A 14,634-nucleotide genomic window follows, 5' to 3' on the forward strand; every position below is an offset into this window, starting at 1 on the left:
TTTGTCGTACAACTCTACAACATCCGGCCCGCCGCTTCCGCGAGATTTAAAACACCAGGGTCTTGACACCCACCTCCGTGCCCAGCAGGCAGACATGCGCCTTCTGGAAGGCAAACACCCCGACCGTCACCACCCCGGGCCACTGGTTGACCTCGGACTCGAAGGCCAGCGGCTCGGTGATCTTCAGGCCGGTCACGTCCAGAATGTGCTGGCCGTTGTCGGTGACCAGCGGCGCGCCGTTTTTCAGCCGCAGGGTGGCGCTGCCGCCCAGCGCCGCAAACTGGCGCCGGATGCGCTGCGCCGCCATCGGAATGACTTCCACCGGCACCGGGTAGTCGCCCAGCGTCTGCACCAGCTTGGATTCGTCGGCAATGCAGACAAACTTGCGCGACTGGGCGGCCACGATTTTCTCGCGCGTCAGCGCCGCGCCGCCACCCTTGATCATGTAGCCGGCGCGGTCGATCTCGTCGGCGCCGTCGATGTAGACCGCCAGTTCCTCGACATCGGCCGCCTCAAACACCGTGATGCCGAGCGCCTGTAGGCGTTCGGTGGAGGCCACCGAGCTGGACACCGCGCCGGCAATCGTGTCCTTGATGCCGGCCAGCGCGTCAATGAACTTGTTGACCGTGGAGCCGGTACCGACACCAACAATGCTGCCGGGTTCGACATAGGCCAGGGCGGCCTGGCCAACCAGTGTTTTGAGTTCGTCTTGGGTCATGTCGGTCCGGAAATGAAAGGGATGAATGGGGTTTGCGACAATGGGGGCTGCCGCACAGAACAACACAAATTATCCAATGTCCCTGCTCCCCTACGCCCTCGCCCGCCCTTTTTTATTTGGGCTGGATCCGGAAACCGCCCATGAACTGACCATGGCCTCGCTGGCCGGCACGCAACGCACGCCGCTGGCGCTGGCCTACTGCTCGGGCCGCGTGGACGACCCCCTCACCCTGGCCGGCCTGAAGTTTCCCAACCGCGTCGGGCTGGCCGCCGGGCTCGACAAGAATGCGCGCTGCATTGACGGGCTGGCCGCCATGGGTTTCGGGTTTGTCGAAGTCGGCACCGTCACGCCGAAAGCGCAGCCGGGCAACCCCAAGCCACGCATGTTCCGCCTGCCGCAGGCCAATGCACTGATCAACCGGCTCGGCTTCAACAACGACGGGCTGGACGCCTTCCTCGCCAATGTGCAGAAGTCCACGTTCCGCCGCCAGCGCGGCGCCAGCCCGCTGCTGCTGGGCCTGAACATTGGCAAGAATGCCGCCACGCCGATAGAGAACGCGGTGGACGACTACCTGATCTGTCTCGATGGCGTCTACCCGCATGCCGACTACGTGACCGTCAACATCTCCAGCCCCAACACCAAAAACCTGCGTGCGCTGCAAAGCGACGAGGCGCTGGACGCCCTGCTGGGCCGCATTGCCGAGCGCCGCGAAGCCCTCGCCCGGCAGCATGGCAAACACGTGCCGATTTTTGTGAAGATTGCGCCCGACCTCGACGAGGCGCAGGTCGAGGTGATTGCCGCCACCCTGAAACGCCACGGCATGGACGGCGTGGTGGCCACCAACACGACGCTGAGCCGCGACGCCGTCAGGGGCATGCCACATGCCGAAGAAGCCGGCGGCCTCAGCGGTGCGCCGGTGCTGGCCGCCAGCAACCGCGTCATCCGCCAGCTGCGCGCGGCGCTTGGCAAGGGTTTCCCCATCATCGGCGTGGGCGGCATCATGAGCGGCCGGGACGCCGTCTCCAAGATCGAGGCCGGCGCCGACGTGGTGCAGATCTACACCGGGCTGATCTACAAGGGGCCTGGTCTCGTCACGGAAGCGGCGCTGACGATCAAAAAGAGCCGTTAGGGCGAATGGCACTTACTTAAGGCGCGAATACCGAGAAACCTGTCCCCGGCGTTGAGCCGGGATGACAAACGGAAACGTGGATGACGCCTGAAGTTGTCATTGCGGGCTTGACCCGCAATCCATGCCTCGCGGGCCTGTGCGGTGGAACATGTGGCGTAACACGCTCATGAATTGATAGTGGACGCTATCCCGGCAATTCTGCCAGCCGCTTTGCCGCTTCCAGCTTGCCCATTTTCCGCAGGCTCGCAATCGCCGGCAGCTGGCTGGCGCGGGGACGGGTCTTGCCCTCTTCCCATTTGTAAACGGACTGCACCGACACGTTGAGGAGTTTCGCAGTCGCGGCCGCGGTCAGCCCGAGCCGGCGCCGCTGGGCGGCGAGCCCCTTGGCGCTGAAGCGCAATCCGCTGCCGGCGCCCTCTTCGGTTTCCTCGGGCGCAGAAGCCTTCCTGCCGGACTTGAGCACGCGGCTCAGCTGCTTTTCGAGTGCCAGCACACGCCTTTTGAGGGCGGCAATATCGGTGCGGTATTGCGACGAAGCTTTTTTCAGCGGCTGGGTTTCCGCGCGGGCGTCCTTGCGGGCAACCCGGGAAATTTCGGCTTTGAGAACAGTAGCGATATTGGGCACGTCGGGAATCTCCTTGCTGGATGGACGATGACTTCTCCTCCGATTGTAGGATGCCCGAATGACAAGCCGTATTGTGGGCTATCCCCCGGGCTTGGCGGGGACAGGCGCCCGGGCACTGCCAGCGACCGCTTGCACGCCTCAGCCGGCATGCTGTGCGACGGGCTGGCGGCTGCATCATTGCTATTTATTTGATAGCTGACTGTGCCCGCCCAACATGGGCTTTCGGCTGATTCGATTATGAATGGCAGTACCACCACAGCCAACGAGCGAGGCTGGCGGCCCACCTTCAGCAGGCGCTGCGGCGCGTAGATAGCTGTTCCATCCAGACGTCCCCGGCGTGGGCCTGCGCCCGGCCTCAATCGGGCACAAACTGTTGCTTGAACCGCAACTCGTCGTCGGGCAACTCCAGCGTGACCAGCTGGCCCATCTTGTTGTCAGTCGTTCGGCAGGCCGCGAACAGGCTGGCCTTGCCCTTGAAGTTGTAGCCGTCCATGTCGATCAGCATGTAGGGGTAAGGCACAAACACCTGGTGCAGGAAGATGCTCCGGTGCCGGTTGCGCGGCGACGGAAAAAGCTTGTAGTTGTCGGTGGTGATGCTCTTTGCGGTGGCCATGCGGTTGTTTCAGTAGTGCGGCGGCAGGTCGTCGCCGGCGCGGGTCAGGGTGGCGGCGCCGGCCTCGGGCAGTTGCTGGCGCAGCTGGCTGAGCTCGCGCATCAGCAGGTCGATCTGCTGCTGCTGGCGGACGATGACCTGGTTGAGTTCGTCGAGCAGGTCTTCGCTGAAGCTGGCCTTGATCTCCAGGTCGGTCAGACGTTTTTCAATCTCGGTGGCGGTTTCCATACCCCCTATTGGACACGAGTTCGCGGCCCGCGCACCCGCCGCTTTCCTACACGCAGATACGCCGGCGTCCTCTGTGGCCTGCCGGGCGCCCGCGCCATCATGAATGCTTTACTTCTTCGACTGGAACCACCATGAGCATTCTCGGCAAGATCTTCGGCAAAATTTTTCCGTCGGCCCACGCCGCGCAAGTGCCCGCCCCGGCGGCGCCAAGTAGCGATGACGTCTCGGCTGCCGCAGCGGCAGCCGGAGCGGCCAGAGCGGCCGCCGCCACTGCCGCCCCCGCCCCGATGGCGCAGGTCGACGTGGAAGCGCTGCTCAACGACATGGCGCAGAAAAACCCGCAAAAGCTCAACTGGAAGACCTCCATTGTTGACCTGATGAAGCTGCTGGACCTCGACAGCAGCCTGGGCGAGCGCAAGGAACTGGCGAAAGAACTGGGTTACACCGGCGACACCAGCGACAGCGCCGCCATGAACATCTGGCTGCACCGCCAGGTCATGAACAAGTTGGCCGCCAACGGCGGAACAGTCCCGGCCGACCTGCGCGACTGAGCGGCCCTTCCGCGCCAGCCTTCCCTTCAACCTTTTTTCTGGAACACACATTCATGGGCATTCTCTGGACCATTCTTATTGGCTTTATCGTTGGCCTGGTCGCCAAATTCCTGATGCCGGGGCGTGACCCGTCCGGCTTCATCATCACGGTGCTGATCGGTATCGTCGGTTCGGTCCTTGCCAGCTACCTGGGCGGGGCGCTGGGCCTGTACCAGGTCGGCGAGTCCGCCGGTTTCATCGCGGCCGTGCTGGGCGCCATGCTGCTGCTGTTCATCTACCGCATGGTGAGCGGCAAACGCGGCTAGGCTTTCCCCATCAAAAACAGCTGCAGCGCCCACAAGACGGGTGCTTTCAGCTATTTTTTTTGAGCAATTCGCTGACATGGCGGCCTATCGCCAGCGCGCTGGTCAGACCCGGCGACTCGATGCCGAACAGGTTGACCAGGCCCGCCACACCGTGTTCGGCCTGGCCCTGGATCAGGAAGTCCCGGGCCGGCTGGTCGGGCGCCTGGATCTTGGGGCGTATGCCGGCATAACCGGCGAGCAGCGCGCCATCGGGCAGGCCCGGCCAGTACTTGCGCACCTCGGCGTAAAACGCGTCGCCGCGGCGCGGGTCCACCACCAGGTCGTCGGGCGAATCCACCCACTGCACATCAGGGCCGAACTTGGCTTGGCCGCCGAGGTCCAGGGTCAGGTGCACGCCCAGGCCGGCCGCCTCGGGCACCGGGTAAATCAGGCGGCTGAACGGCGAACGGCCCGACAGCGTGAAGTAGTTGCCCTTGGCGTAATGGCTGGGCGGCACATGCTGCGCGTCCAGCCCCGCAAAGCGACTGGCCAGCACCTGCGCATGCAGGCCGGCGGCGTTGACCACGCTTTGCGCCGCCAGTTCGGTGCCATCTTCTGCTACCAGAACAATAGCTGATGGCCTACAGTGCGCCCGGGCCAGCGGCGAATTGAGCACCACCATGCCGCCGGCGTTCGCGAGGTCGCCCTGCAGCGCCAGCATCAGGGCGTGGCTGTCCACAATGCCGGTGCTGGGCGACAACACGGCCGCCACGCAATCCAGCTCGGGCTCCAGCGCCTGCGCCTGCTCGCGCGTGAGCAGCACCAGGTCAGGCACCCCGTTGGCGGCGGCTTTGGCGATGATGGCCTGCAGCTGGGGAATCTGCGATGCATGGGTGGCGACGATCAGCTTGCCGCAGCGGCTGTGGCCGATGCCGCGCTGCGCGCCATACTCGTACAGCAACGCCTTGCCTTCCACGCACAGCCGCGCCTTGAGCGAGCCCTGCGGGTAATAAATGCCGGCGTGGATCACCTCGCTGTTGCGCGAACTGGTACCGGTGCCTATGGCGTCCGCCGCTTCCAGCACCATCACCTCGCGCCCCTGCAGCGCCAGCGCGCGGGCCACCGCCAGCCCGACCACACCCGCGCCTATCACCACCACATCCACGCTGTCCATCTATGCCCCCTGTTCAAAACCGTCGATGACCTGGACCGCATTGGTGCCCAGCGCCTCGGCCGCATAACCGCCCTCGAGCACAAACACCGTGGGCAAGCCAAGCGCCGACAGGCGCCGGCCCAGCCGGCCGAAGTCGGCCGCCTGCAGCGCAAAGGTGGAGATCGGGTCACCCTCGAAGGTGTCCAGCCCCAGTGACACCACCAGCGCCTGCACGCCATGCCGCGTGATGCGCCGGCAAGCCTGCTCCAGCGCCTCGAACCAGGCGCTGGCCGGCGCGCCCGCGGGCAGCGGCAGATTCAGGTTGAAGCCCAGGCCGGCGCCCTTGCCCGCCTCGTCGGCATGGCCCAGGTAAAACGGGTACTCGGTCAGCGGGTCGCCGTGCAGGCTGACAAACAGCACGTCGGCGCGATCGTAAAAAATGCTTTGTGTGCCGTTGCCGTGGTGGTAGTCCACGTCGAGCACGGCCACGCGGTCTGCGCCGCCATCGCGCAAGGCCTGCGCAGCGACGGCGGCATTGTTCAGAAAGCAGTAGCCGCCCATGAAGTCGGCGCCCGCATGGTGGCCGGGCGGGCGACTGCAGCAAAACACCGCGCGTGCACCTTGACCCATCAGCGCCGCCGCGCTGGCCGCGGCGTCCGCCCCGGCCTTGGCAGCCAGCCAGGTGCCGGCTGACAGCGGCGAACCGTTGTCCATCGAATACAGGCCCAGGCGGGCAATGAAGTTGGCCGGTTCGACGTCGCTGCGCAGGGTGCGCACCGGCCAGACCGACGGGAAAGGCTGGCGGGCCGCGTTGCCGGGCTCCAGGCTCAGCCAGTGGTCCCAGGCGTGCTCGAGAAACGCGAGGTAAGGCGCGCTGTGCACCTGGCCCAGCAGCACGCGGCTGTCGACATGCGGCTCGCGCAACTCGTGGCCGCCCTGCAGCAGGCGCTGCTGGACAAACGCGGCGCGCGCCGGGGTTTCAAAACAGGGCACGCGCTCGCCCCGGAAAAATTCGAAGGCGGGCGCATGCAATGCGTGCAGGTCGCTGAACAAGGTGATCATGGCCCGCAATTATCCGCGAGCCCTGCCACTCATCAGGGCGGCTACAGCTTGCGCGGGTCTGTTTGCAGCAGCAGTTGCACCAGCGATTGCAGGCTGGCTTTCAAAGGCACAGCCCCTTCGTGCATGTCCAGCGTCTGCTCGTCCATGTAGAGCTTGCGGTTGACCTCGAGCTGGATGCTGTGGCGCTGCTGCTGCGGCTCGCCATAACGGCGCACGAGCTCCACGCCCTTGTAGGGGTGGTTGTAGGAAACGCTGTAGCCCAGGCCCTGGAGGTGCTCGCACACCAGCCGGGCCAGCGGCTCGCTGGACGTGGAACCATCGCGGTTGCCGACCACGAAGTCGGCATGCGCCTCGCCCGGGAACTCGGTGGCGTGGCTGGACGCGATGGCCGGCATCGAGTGGCAGTTGAGGTGGATGCTGTAGCCGTGGCGCTGGTGCGCGCTGTCGATGGCCTGGGCCACTGCGGCGTGGTAGGGCTCCCAGCAGCGCGCAATACGCGCCTGCACCTCGGCCACGCTGAGCTTGCGCTGGTAAATCGGCACGCCATCGTCGGTGGTGCGCCAGACCAGGCCCTTGCCCAGACGCACCTTGCTCATCACCTTGGCATCGGTGGACACAGGGTCGGGCCAGGCCTCGTCAAACAGGCTGACGTCCATCTCGGTGGTGTCGCGGTTGGCGTCGAGGTAGCTGCGCGGGAAGAAGGCCTCGACCCAGCCCGCGCCCAGCGCGGGTGCGAAGTCGTAGAGCTTTTCGACATGGGTGTCTTCGGCGCGACGCAGGGTCAGCAACTCGCAGCCAAAGACAAAGTCCTCGGGGTAAGCGGTTCCGCTATGGGGTGAATCGAGCACCAGGGCCGTCGTGCCGGGCAAATAGCGAAGGAATGGGTTCATGGCTCTGATTGTGATCGGGTCGGCACCCCCTTGATGGCGTGTCGACCAAGGCCATGTTGCGGCCGGGGGATGCATGGGTGCCGGCCGCACCGCCCAGGCGGTTCGCAGCCGGCCGGGGTCGGCTTAGTCCAGGCTGATCTTTGCGAATTTCGCGATACGCTGCATCTTGTCGATTTCTTTCCTGATCTGGGCCGCAAAGTCGGCCGGCGACGATCCGGAGGCAAACAGCCCTTGTGCACTCAGCTTGGCGCGCACGCCAGGCTCCTGCAGGGCTTTGACCACGGCCAGCTGGAGGCGGTTGACCACAGCCGGTGCGGTGCCGGCGGGCGCCACCAGGCCAAACCAGGACGGATCGTTGCTGGAAAACAGCGACAGCTCCGCGTAGGTCGGCGTGTTGGGCAGCACTTCCAGGCGTTTGTCCCAGGACACGGCGATCGCCTTGAGCTTGCCGGACTGGATGAAAGGCAGCGAAGCGGCAACCTGGTCGAAATACACCATCACCTGCCCGCCGACGACATCGTTCAGGGCCGGGCCGGCGCCACGGTAGGGAATGTGGACCATGAAGGTGTTGGTCGTGCTTTTAAACAGCTCGCCCCACATGTGGCCGATGGTGCCGTTACCGGGCGAGGCGTAGCTGAGCTTTCCCGGGTTGGCCTTGAGGTACTTGATCAAATCGGCAAAGTTGTTGACTGGCAGGGCGGCATTGACGACCACCACACCCGGCGCCTTGACCAGCTCGGTCACGGCAACAAAGTCCTTGATCGGGTCGTAAGGCAATTTCTTGTAGACAGCGGGATTGACGCCATGCGTCGACAGCGTGGCCACGCCCAGTGTCAGCCCGTCGGGTGCGGCCCGGGCGACTTCCGCCATGCCGATGGAGCCGCCGGCGCCACCGCGGTTTTCTACGATCACCGGCTGCCCCAGAACCCGCGCCAGCGGCTCGGACAGGACGCGCGCGGTGATGTCGGTCGCTCCACCCGGAGGAAAGGGAACCACCAGCCGCACGGGTTTGCTGGTTTGCGCCAAAACCAGTCCTGGAAGTAATGAAGTGGCTGTCAGTGCAATAAGGTGTCGTCGCTGCATGTGAGTTCCATGAAGTAAATCTGTAAAGCCATTGTGAATGACACCCGACGGTGGCGCGGCCTGAAACAGGTGAAGTATTCGACTCAATTCATTCCATATTGGAATAACATCGCTATAAAATCAATTTATGAAACGACTCCAGCCGCCGATTCACCTGCTCAAGGCCTTCACCGCCACCGCGCGTTTCGGCAGTGTGTCGCGCGCCTGCGAGGCCCTGCACCTGACACAAAGCGCGGTCAGCAAACAGATCAGCGAGCTCGAGCAGATGACCGGCGTGCTGCTGTTCGAACGGATACGCCAGCGGCTTACCCTGACCCCGGCCGGCGTGCGTTACGAAGCAGCCATCCGGCCCCTGCTCGCGCAACTTGAGGCCGCCACACTCGACCTCATCACCAGCGCCGATGGCGGCGGCGCGCTGCACCTGTCGACGCTGCCCACGTTCGGCGCGAAATGGCTGATCCCGCGCCTGCCCGAGTTCCAGAAAGCGCAGCCGCGGATTGCGCTGCATTTTGTGCCCTACCTGCAGGGTTACGACTTCCAGCGGGCCGACCTGGACTGCTCCATCCTGTTCGGCAACGGCACCTGGCCAGGGGCGGTGGCCGACTACCTGGCCGGCCGCGACGTCGTGCTGATTGCACCACCGGCCTCACCGGACCAGCCGGCCCTGCGCCAGGCGCAGGACATCGCGGGCTTCACGCTGCTGCAGCACGTGAGCGTGCCGCACGCGTGGACGCGCTGGTGCGAAGCCCACGAAGTAGCCGGCGTCAACACGCTGATGGGGCCGCAGCTGGACCAGTTCCACAGCCTGATCCGCGCCGTGATGGCGGGTATGGGCCTGGCGCTGGTGCCGCGCTGCCTGGTCCAGGACGACATCGCGGCCGGACTGGTCTCAGCCCCCCTGAAGGACGGCTACATGGACGAGATGGGTTACTACCTGTGTTACCCCGAGTCGCGCCGCCATCTCGAGCCGCTGATCGGGTTCCGGCAGTGGCTGCTGGACGCGGTGCACCGGGAGCAAGCCGGCGGGTCGATGGCCGCGCCGGCGTCAGACGCTATCAAATAAATAGCTAACTGCACAACAGGAACAATGGCTCAGGCCTGATTTCCCCTGTAGATCCGGCCGCCCATCGGACCCCGCCCCGGTTCAGCCGCTGACAGGCCGGTCGGGCAGCAGCTCGCTGGTGTGCGCCACTTCAAAACTCCCCGCTCCGCCAGAGCTGCGGTAATCCCAGCGTTCGAGCCGGCCTTGCAGGGCGGGGGCGGCCGGGTCGCATGACAGCAGGTTGACGGAGTTGGGCGCCTCGCGCCGGATGCGTGAGGACAGCGCGGTACCGGCCTGCACGCACCAGAGGCGCCGCGGCAGGCCGTCCACGCAGGAGGACAACTCGCAGACATACGGCAGGTGAATATGGCCCCCCATGACGATGTCCGCGCCGGCAGCAGCCCAGGCGCGCACCGCGGGCTCCCAGCCGCGCAGGCGGTCGTGTTCGTCCGCGGCGCGCAGCACATACACCGGCTGGTGCACCACCACCACGCGCAGCTGCCCGGGCCCGGCCTGGCGCAGGCGCGCGGCCACCCGCTTGATCTGCCGGTCCGACACCTCGCCATTCTTGTGCCGCCAGCGCCGCGTGGTGTTCACCGCGGTCAGCTGCAGCCAGGCGGTGTCCAGCACCGGTTCCAGTTCGGGCCCGAAGGCCTGCAGGTAACGCGCATAAGGCGTGACCAGGCGCTGCCAGGGGTTGAACAGCGGGATGTCGTGGTTGCCGGGCAGGGCCAGCAACTGCGGAATCTGCAGGCGCTCGCAAAACGCCCGGGCCGCGTCAAACTGCGCCGACGTTGCGCGCTGTGTGATGTCGCCCGACAGCACCAGCACGTCGGGGCGCTGCTGCCGCACCAGCGCCACCAACGCCTCCATCACCGGCGGCTGCGCCGTGCCGAAATGGGGGTCGGAGATCTGCAGCAGCTTCTTCATCAGACCACTTCCACCCGGTCGGCCAGCGCGGGAACCAGCAGCAGCAGGGGCTGGTCGGCCACCTCGAACACCAGCGGCGCCTGCATCCAGCTGACCTCGCCATCGGTGGCCACCTTGACGCGCCGGCGCCCGCGCGGCGTGACCGTCAGGCGGCGAAACGAAAAGCTGTTGATGTTGTCGGCATCGCCGAGCCGCCCCAGCAGGCCGCGCAGCAGCAGGCCGAACAGCGCCAGCGTGCCAATGGGGCGCACCACCACCCCGGCCAGTTGGCCGTGAACCACCGCATTGGCGTCTTTTTCGGCAATGCCCACGCGCGTGAGCTGCAGGTGGTTGTTGCCAACAAACAGGGTCGGCGTGCGCAGGGCGGCCACCTGGCCGGCCGATTCGATCTGCAGCTGAAGCTGGCTGCGCATCTGCAGCAGCGAGGCCATGCCCGAGACAAAAGCCACCAGGCGGCTGCGGCCGAACTGCTGCTTCCAGGCTTCCCTGTCCTCCAGCAGTTGCGGGTACAGGCCCAGACTGGCATTGACCAGAAACAGCCGGCCATTGACCTGGCCGACCTGGACCGGCGACACGCTGGCGCCGACCAAGGCCTTGGCTGCCGCCTCGGTCTCCTGCGGGATCGCATGGACACGGCCGAAATAATTGAAGGTGCCCTGCGGCAGGACGCCGAAGGGGCAGCCGCTGCCCAGCACGGCGCGGGCCACGGCATTGATGGTGCCGTCGCCACCTGCAGCCACCACCACGCCACCCCGGGCCTTGGCCTGCCGGACAGCGCCACGCGCCACCTCATCGATCTGGTCGGGCTTGTCCATCGGCAGGAACTCGAACTCGCGGCCGGCCTGCGTGAACACGCGGGCCATCACAGCCTGTTCGTCGTCGCTGTTGTGGTGGCCCGAGCCGGAGTTGATGACAATCAGCAGGGGGCCTCGGCGCGCGGCGTCCTGCGCCAGAAAATGAACATTCATGCCCACCAGCTTACGGGCCGGCCCTGTTTCCGTCTGTCAGGCAAATGCCCTTCCGCCGCGTCCGGCACGCCCGACCGGATCGCAGCCTGGCGCACGTCGTCACTTCATCTGCACGGAGCCCGACACGTTGACCAGCACGGTGCTTTTGCCGGCTTCGACCGGAATCGACGAATCCGACATCGCGGCCTTGGCTTCCATGGCCATCATGCGCGGACGGATGGGGCCCTGGTCGTTGGCGTTGATGGCGACTTCCCGCAGCGTGTAGCCGGAAAAACCGAAACCCCGGGCGATCTCGCTGGCCTTGGCCTTGAAACGCTCGATCGCCTGCGCCTGTGCATCACCCTCGACGCGGGCACGGGCCTCGCGGCTCAGCGCAAAACCGACGTTGCCCATGCTCAGGGTCTGGACCTTGCCGGCCGCCGCCGTGATGCGCGCAAAGTCGCGGCCTTCCAGCACCATCTCGGTGCTGCCCTGCCAGCCGTTGATCTTGCCGTCCTTGCCGTAACGCGGGTACAGGCTGAAGTTGCCGGTGCGCACATCCATCAGGCCGGGCTGGGCGGTTTTCCTGGCCTCGGCCAGTGCCGCTTCCAGGGCCAGCTTGAGCTGGTTTTGCACCGTGGCGGCATCGCTGCCGTCCCGGGTGGTCGTCATCGCGATGGACAGCAGGTCCTGCTGCACTTCGACGGCCGCGCTGGCCGACAGCTGCGCGACGTTTTGCAGCGGGGCAAAGGGTCCGGGCAGCTGGTTCTGGGCAAACAGGCCGGTGCTTGCGGCCAGCAGCGCGCAGGCGGCGAAAAGATGGGTGGCTTTTTTCAAGGCGTCACTTTCAGTTGAATTAATAAACAGCTGGCGCGCGCAACAAACCGCACCACCGGCGAAACGATAAGCAGCTTTCAATGTCCGGCCTGTCAGCATCGGCCGCCAATGGTTGCCATCCAAAGGCCCAAGCCTGCCATTGGCACGCATCTATCCCTTATCGCGCTTGCCCACAACTGCAACTTTTGTAACAGTCTGTCAAAGTGCACGAAAAATCTCGAATCCGCGTTTTTAGCCCGCAGAATCGGCTCTGTTACAAATTACGATCGCCTTATGACACAAGCTAGCAACTCAACCCGCGCTGACAAGATCCTGATTCTTGACGACGATGCCCGCATCCGCGACCTGCTGCGCCGCTACCTGACGCAGGAAGGTTTTGAAGTCATCCTGGCCGAGGACAGCAAGGCCCTGAACCGCATCATGATGCGCGACGCCGTGGACCTGATCGTGCTCGACCTGATGATGCCTGGCGAAGACGGCCTGTCCATCTGCCGGCGCCTGCGCGCTGCCAACGACCGCACCCCCATCATCATGCTGACCGCCAAGGGCGAAGACGTGGACCGCATCGTCGGCCTCGAGGTCGGCGCCGACGACTACCTGGCCAAGCCGTTCAATCCGCGCGAACTGCTCGCACGCATCCATGCGGTGTTGCGCCGCCGTCCCGCGGTCGAAGTCCCGGGCGCGCCTTCCAGCGAGCAGGAAGTGGTCAATTTCGGGCCCTTCAGCTTCGACATGGGCTTGCGCACCCTGCAGAAAAACGGCGAGGAACTGCCACTGACCACCGGCGAGTTCGCCATGCTCAAGACGCTGGTGCGGCACCCGCGCCAGCCGCTGTCCCGCGAAAAACTGGCGCAGTTGGCGCGTGGCCGGGAGTTCGAGCCCTTTGACCGCAGCCTGGACGTGCAGGTCTCGCGCCTGCGCAAGCTGATCGAGGTGGACGCTGCGGCGCCCCGCTACATCCAGACCGTGTGGGGCATAGGCTACGTCTTCGTGCCGGACGGCACGAACTAAAGCGCCACTTGCCACCGGACGCCAGACTCCCCTCAGGCTGACCGGGCCGACCCACCTCTCCCGTCCCCGAGTCCCCGAATGCAAGGCACGCGCGCCGTCCACCTGGAAACTGCCCCCGCCGCACTGGAAACCGCTCCCGCGCCGCTGGAGATGCGCCCGCGCGTCGGCCTGAGCCTGTTCTGGCGCACCTTCCTGTTCCTGTCGCTGCTGCTGATTGGCTGCATCGTCGCCTGGCTGCAGACCTTCCGGGCGCTGGAATTCGAGCCGCGCGCCGTGCAAAGCGCCAGGCAGCTCGCCTCGCTGGTCAACCTGAGCCGTGCGGCGCTGAAATACTCCGACTCCATCACCCGGGTCTGGCTGATCAAGACCCTGGCCGAGGAAGAAGGCGTGCGCATCTCGCCGCGCGAACCGCGCGACAAGTTCGAGCACTTTGTCAACGATCCCTTCAGCGAGCGCATTGGCGACGAACTGACGGCACGCATGGGCGAAGGCACGGTGGTGGCCCGCTCCGTCAACGGCGTCCCCGGCCTGTGGGTCGGCTTCAACATCGACGGCGACTCCTACTGGCTGCTGACCGACCCTTCGCGGCTGGGCCCCCTGCAGGGCGGCACCTGGCTGATCTGGCTGATCACGGCGGCCATCCTGTCGCTGGTCGGCGCCGCGCTGATTGCGCGCCTCATCAACCGGCCGCTCAAGCAGCTGTCGTTTGCGGCCAGCCGCATGCGCGACGGCGACTTCGACGCCAGCCTGCTTGACGAGCAGGTGGCGACCAGCGAGATCCGCGAGGTCAACATCGGCTTCAACCGCATGGCCGAGCAGCTCTCCAAGATCGAGGAAGACCGCGTCATCATGCTGGCCGGCATTTCGCACGACCTGCGCACGCCGCTGGCGCGGCTGCGGCTGGAAACAGAAATGAGCGTGGCCGACCCGGAGGCCAGGGCCCACATGGCCGCCGACATCACCCAGCTCGACGCCATCATCGACAAGTTCCTGGACTACGCCCGGCCCGACCCGCCGCAGCTGGCGTCGGTGTCGCTCAATGCCATCATCGAGGCGGCCGTCTATTCCGTGGGCGAATACACCGACATGCGCGTCAATGTGTCGCTTCCAGGCCAGGTTGTGGTGCTGGCCGACGAGGTTGAGCTGTCCCGCGTGATCGCCAACCTGCTGGAAAACGCGCGGCGTTATGGCAAGACGCCGGAAACCGGCATCGCCGTGGTGGACATCGCGGCCAAGGAACGCGACCAGTGGGTGCTGATCAAGGTGCGCGACCACGGCACCGGCGTCGCGCCGCAGGCCCTGAACAACCTGACCAAGCCCTTTTTTCGCGGCGACGCGGCCCGCACCGCCGCCACCGGGGCCGGCCTGGGCCTGGCGATTGTCGAGCGAACCCTGCACCGCATGGGCGGCGTGTTCGCGCTGGCCAACACCAGTTCGGGCGGACTGGCTGCGCACATCAAGCTAAGAAGGGGTTAGCCCCCACGCTCCCCGAGGGGGCGCTGCGCCTGCGGACCCGCGGCCCCAGCCGACA

17 protein-coding genes are annotated in these 14,634 nt (G+C 65.7%); 6 read left to right on the forward strand and 11 right to left on the reverse strand.

Features of this window, described 5'->3' with window-relative positions; all coding sequences use genetic code 11:
* Positions 1-46: 46 nt before the first annotated feature.
* On the reverse strand, positions 47-718 hold the full coding sequence (rpiA, locus tag B7G52_RS02360) for a ribose-5-phosphate isomerase RpiA (RefSeq protein WP_096695938.1): 672 nt from the start codon (positions 716-718) through the stop codon (positions 47-49).
* 76 nt (positions 719-794) lie between these two features.
* On the opposite strand from rpiA, the gene B7G52_RS02365 reads away from it, so the two are divergent.
* Positions 795-1,847, forward strand: a complete 1,053-nt coding sequence (locus B7G52_RS02365) for a quinone-dependent dihydroorotate dehydrogenase (protein WP_096696073.1) — start codon at positions 795-797, stop codon at positions 1,845-1,847.
* Between the two features lie 184 nt (positions 1,848-2,031).
* Here B7G52_RS02365 and B7G52_RS02370 read toward each other — a convergent pair whose 3' ends face one another.
* The 3 genes from B7G52_RS02370 to B7G52_RS02380 all read right to left on the reverse strand — a co-directional run bounded on the left by B7G52_RS02370 (position 2,032) and on the right by B7G52_RS02380 (position 3,313).
* The gene (locus tag B7G52_RS02370) at positions 2,032-2,472 is read right to left on the reverse strand and encodes a DNA-binding transcriptional regulator (protein WP_170954657.1); all 441 of its coding nucleotides are present in this window, start codon (positions 2,470-2,472) and stop codon (positions 2,032-2,034) included.
* A gap of 355 nt (positions 2,473-2,827) precedes the next feature.
* On the reverse strand, positions 2,828-3,085 hold the full coding sequence (locus B7G52_RS02375) for a hypothetical protein (protein WP_096695942.1): 258 nt from the start codon (positions 3,083-3,085) through the stop codon (positions 2,828-2,830).
* A 9-nt stretch (positions 3,086-3,094) separates the two neighbouring features.
* Positions 3,095-3,313: a SlyX family protein gene (locus tag B7G52_RS02380; RefSeq protein WP_096695944.1), complete on the reverse strand. Its 219-nt coding sequence runs from the start codon at positions 3,311-3,313 to the stop codon at positions 3,095-3,097.
* 131 nt (positions 3,314-3,444) lie between these two features.
* Here B7G52_RS02380 and B7G52_RS02385 point away from each other — a divergent pair, with 131 nt between their 5' ends.
* Both B7G52_RS02385 and B7G52_RS02390 read left to right on the forward strand, forming a co-directional pair.
* Complete coding sequence (locus tag B7G52_RS02385) at positions 3,445-3,864, forward strand: DUF3597 domain-containing protein (protein ID WP_096695946.1); 420 nt, start codon at positions 3,445-3,447, stop codon at positions 3,862-3,864.
* A gap of 53 nt (positions 3,865-3,917) precedes the next feature.
* On the forward strand, positions 3,918-4,169 hold the full coding sequence (locus tag B7G52_RS02390) for a GlsB/YeaQ/YmgE family stress response membrane protein (protein WP_096671385.1): 252 nt from the start codon (positions 3,918-3,920) through the stop codon (positions 4,167-4,169).
* A gap of 46 nt (positions 4,170-4,215) precedes the next feature.
* Here B7G52_RS02390 and B7G52_RS02395 read toward each other — a convergent pair whose 3' ends face one another.
* The 4 genes from B7G52_RS02395 to B7G52_RS02410 form a co-directional block, all read right to left on the reverse strand.
* On the reverse strand, positions 4,216-5,322 hold the full coding sequence (locus B7G52_RS02395) for an NAD(P)/FAD-dependent oxidoreductase (protein ID WP_096695948.1): 1,107 nt from the start codon (positions 5,320-5,322) through the stop codon (positions 4,216-4,218).
* On the reverse strand, positions 5,323-6,363 hold the full coding sequence (locus B7G52_RS02400) for a histone deacetylase family protein (protein WP_096695949.1): 1,041 nt from the start codon (positions 6,361-6,363) through the stop codon (positions 5,323-5,325). It lies immediately after the preceding gene.
* Positions 6,364-6,404: 41 nt separating this feature from the next.
* Complete coding sequence (locus B7G52_RS02405) at positions 6,405-7,253, reverse strand: N-formylglutamate amidohydrolase (RefSeq protein WP_096695951.1); 849 nt, start codon at positions 7,251-7,253, stop codon at positions 6,405-6,407.
* A 123-nt stretch (positions 7,254-7,376) separates the two neighbouring features.
* Positions 7,377-8,336 (reverse strand): tripartite tricarboxylate transporter substrate binding protein BugE, encoded by a 960-nt coding sequence (locus B7G52_RS02410; RefSeq protein WP_096695953.1) that lies wholly within the window; start codon positions 8,334-8,336, stop codon positions 7,377-7,379.
* 127 nt (positions 8,337-8,463) lie between these two features.
* Here B7G52_RS02410 and B7G52_RS02415 point away from each other — a divergent pair, with 127 nt between their 5' ends.
* Positions 8,464-9,399: a LysR substrate-binding domain-containing protein gene (locus B7G52_RS02415; RefSeq protein ID WP_096695955.1), complete on the forward strand. Its 936-nt coding sequence runs from the start codon at positions 8,464-8,466 to the stop codon at positions 9,397-9,399.
* An 81-nt stretch (positions 9,400-9,480) separates the two neighbouring features.
* Here B7G52_RS02415 and B7G52_RS02420 read toward each other — a convergent pair whose 3' ends face one another.
* From B7G52_RS02420 to B7G52_RS02430, 3 genes are all read right to left on the reverse strand, one after another.
* Complete coding sequence (locus tag B7G52_RS02420; RefSeq protein WP_096695957.1) at positions 9,481-10,308, reverse strand: metallophosphoesterase; 828 nt, start codon at positions 10,306-10,308, stop codon at positions 9,481-9,483.
* Positions 10,308-11,276, reverse strand: coding sequence for a diacylglycerol kinase family protein (locus tag B7G52_RS02425; protein WP_096695959.1), 969 nt, complete (start codon positions 11,274-11,276; stop codon positions 10,308-10,310). Before B7G52_RS02425 ends, B7G52_RS02420 begins: the two co-directional genes overlap by 1 nt.
* A 99-nt stretch (positions 11,277-11,375) precedes the next feature.
* The gene (locus B7G52_RS02430) at positions 11,376-12,092 is read right to left on the reverse strand and encodes an SIMPL domain-containing protein (RefSeq protein WP_096695961.1); all 717 of its coding nucleotides are present in this window, start codon (positions 12,090-12,092) and stop codon (positions 11,376-11,378) included.
* 273 nt (positions 12,093-12,365) lie between these two features.
* Between B7G52_RS02430 and ompR the strand changes: the two genes are divergently transcribed.
* Entirely contained in the window at positions 12,366-13,103 is a 738-nt protein-coding gene (gene ompR, locus B7G52_RS02435; RefSeq protein ID WP_096695963.1) for a two-component system response regulator OmpR, read from the forward strand.
* Positions 13,104-13,181: 78 nt separating this feature from the next.
* Positions 13,182-14,579, forward strand: a complete 1,398-nt coding sequence (locus tag B7G52_RS02440; protein WP_096695965.1) for an ATP-binding protein — start codon at positions 13,182-13,184, stop codon at positions 14,577-14,579.
* The last annotated feature ends 55 nt before the right edge of the window (positions 14,580-14,634 follow it).

Source organism: Polaromonas sp. AER18D-145 (assembly GCF_002379095.1).
Taxonomy (GTDB): domain Bacteria; phylum Pseudomonadota; class Gammaproteobacteria; order Burkholderiales; family Burkholderiaceae_C; genus Polaromonas.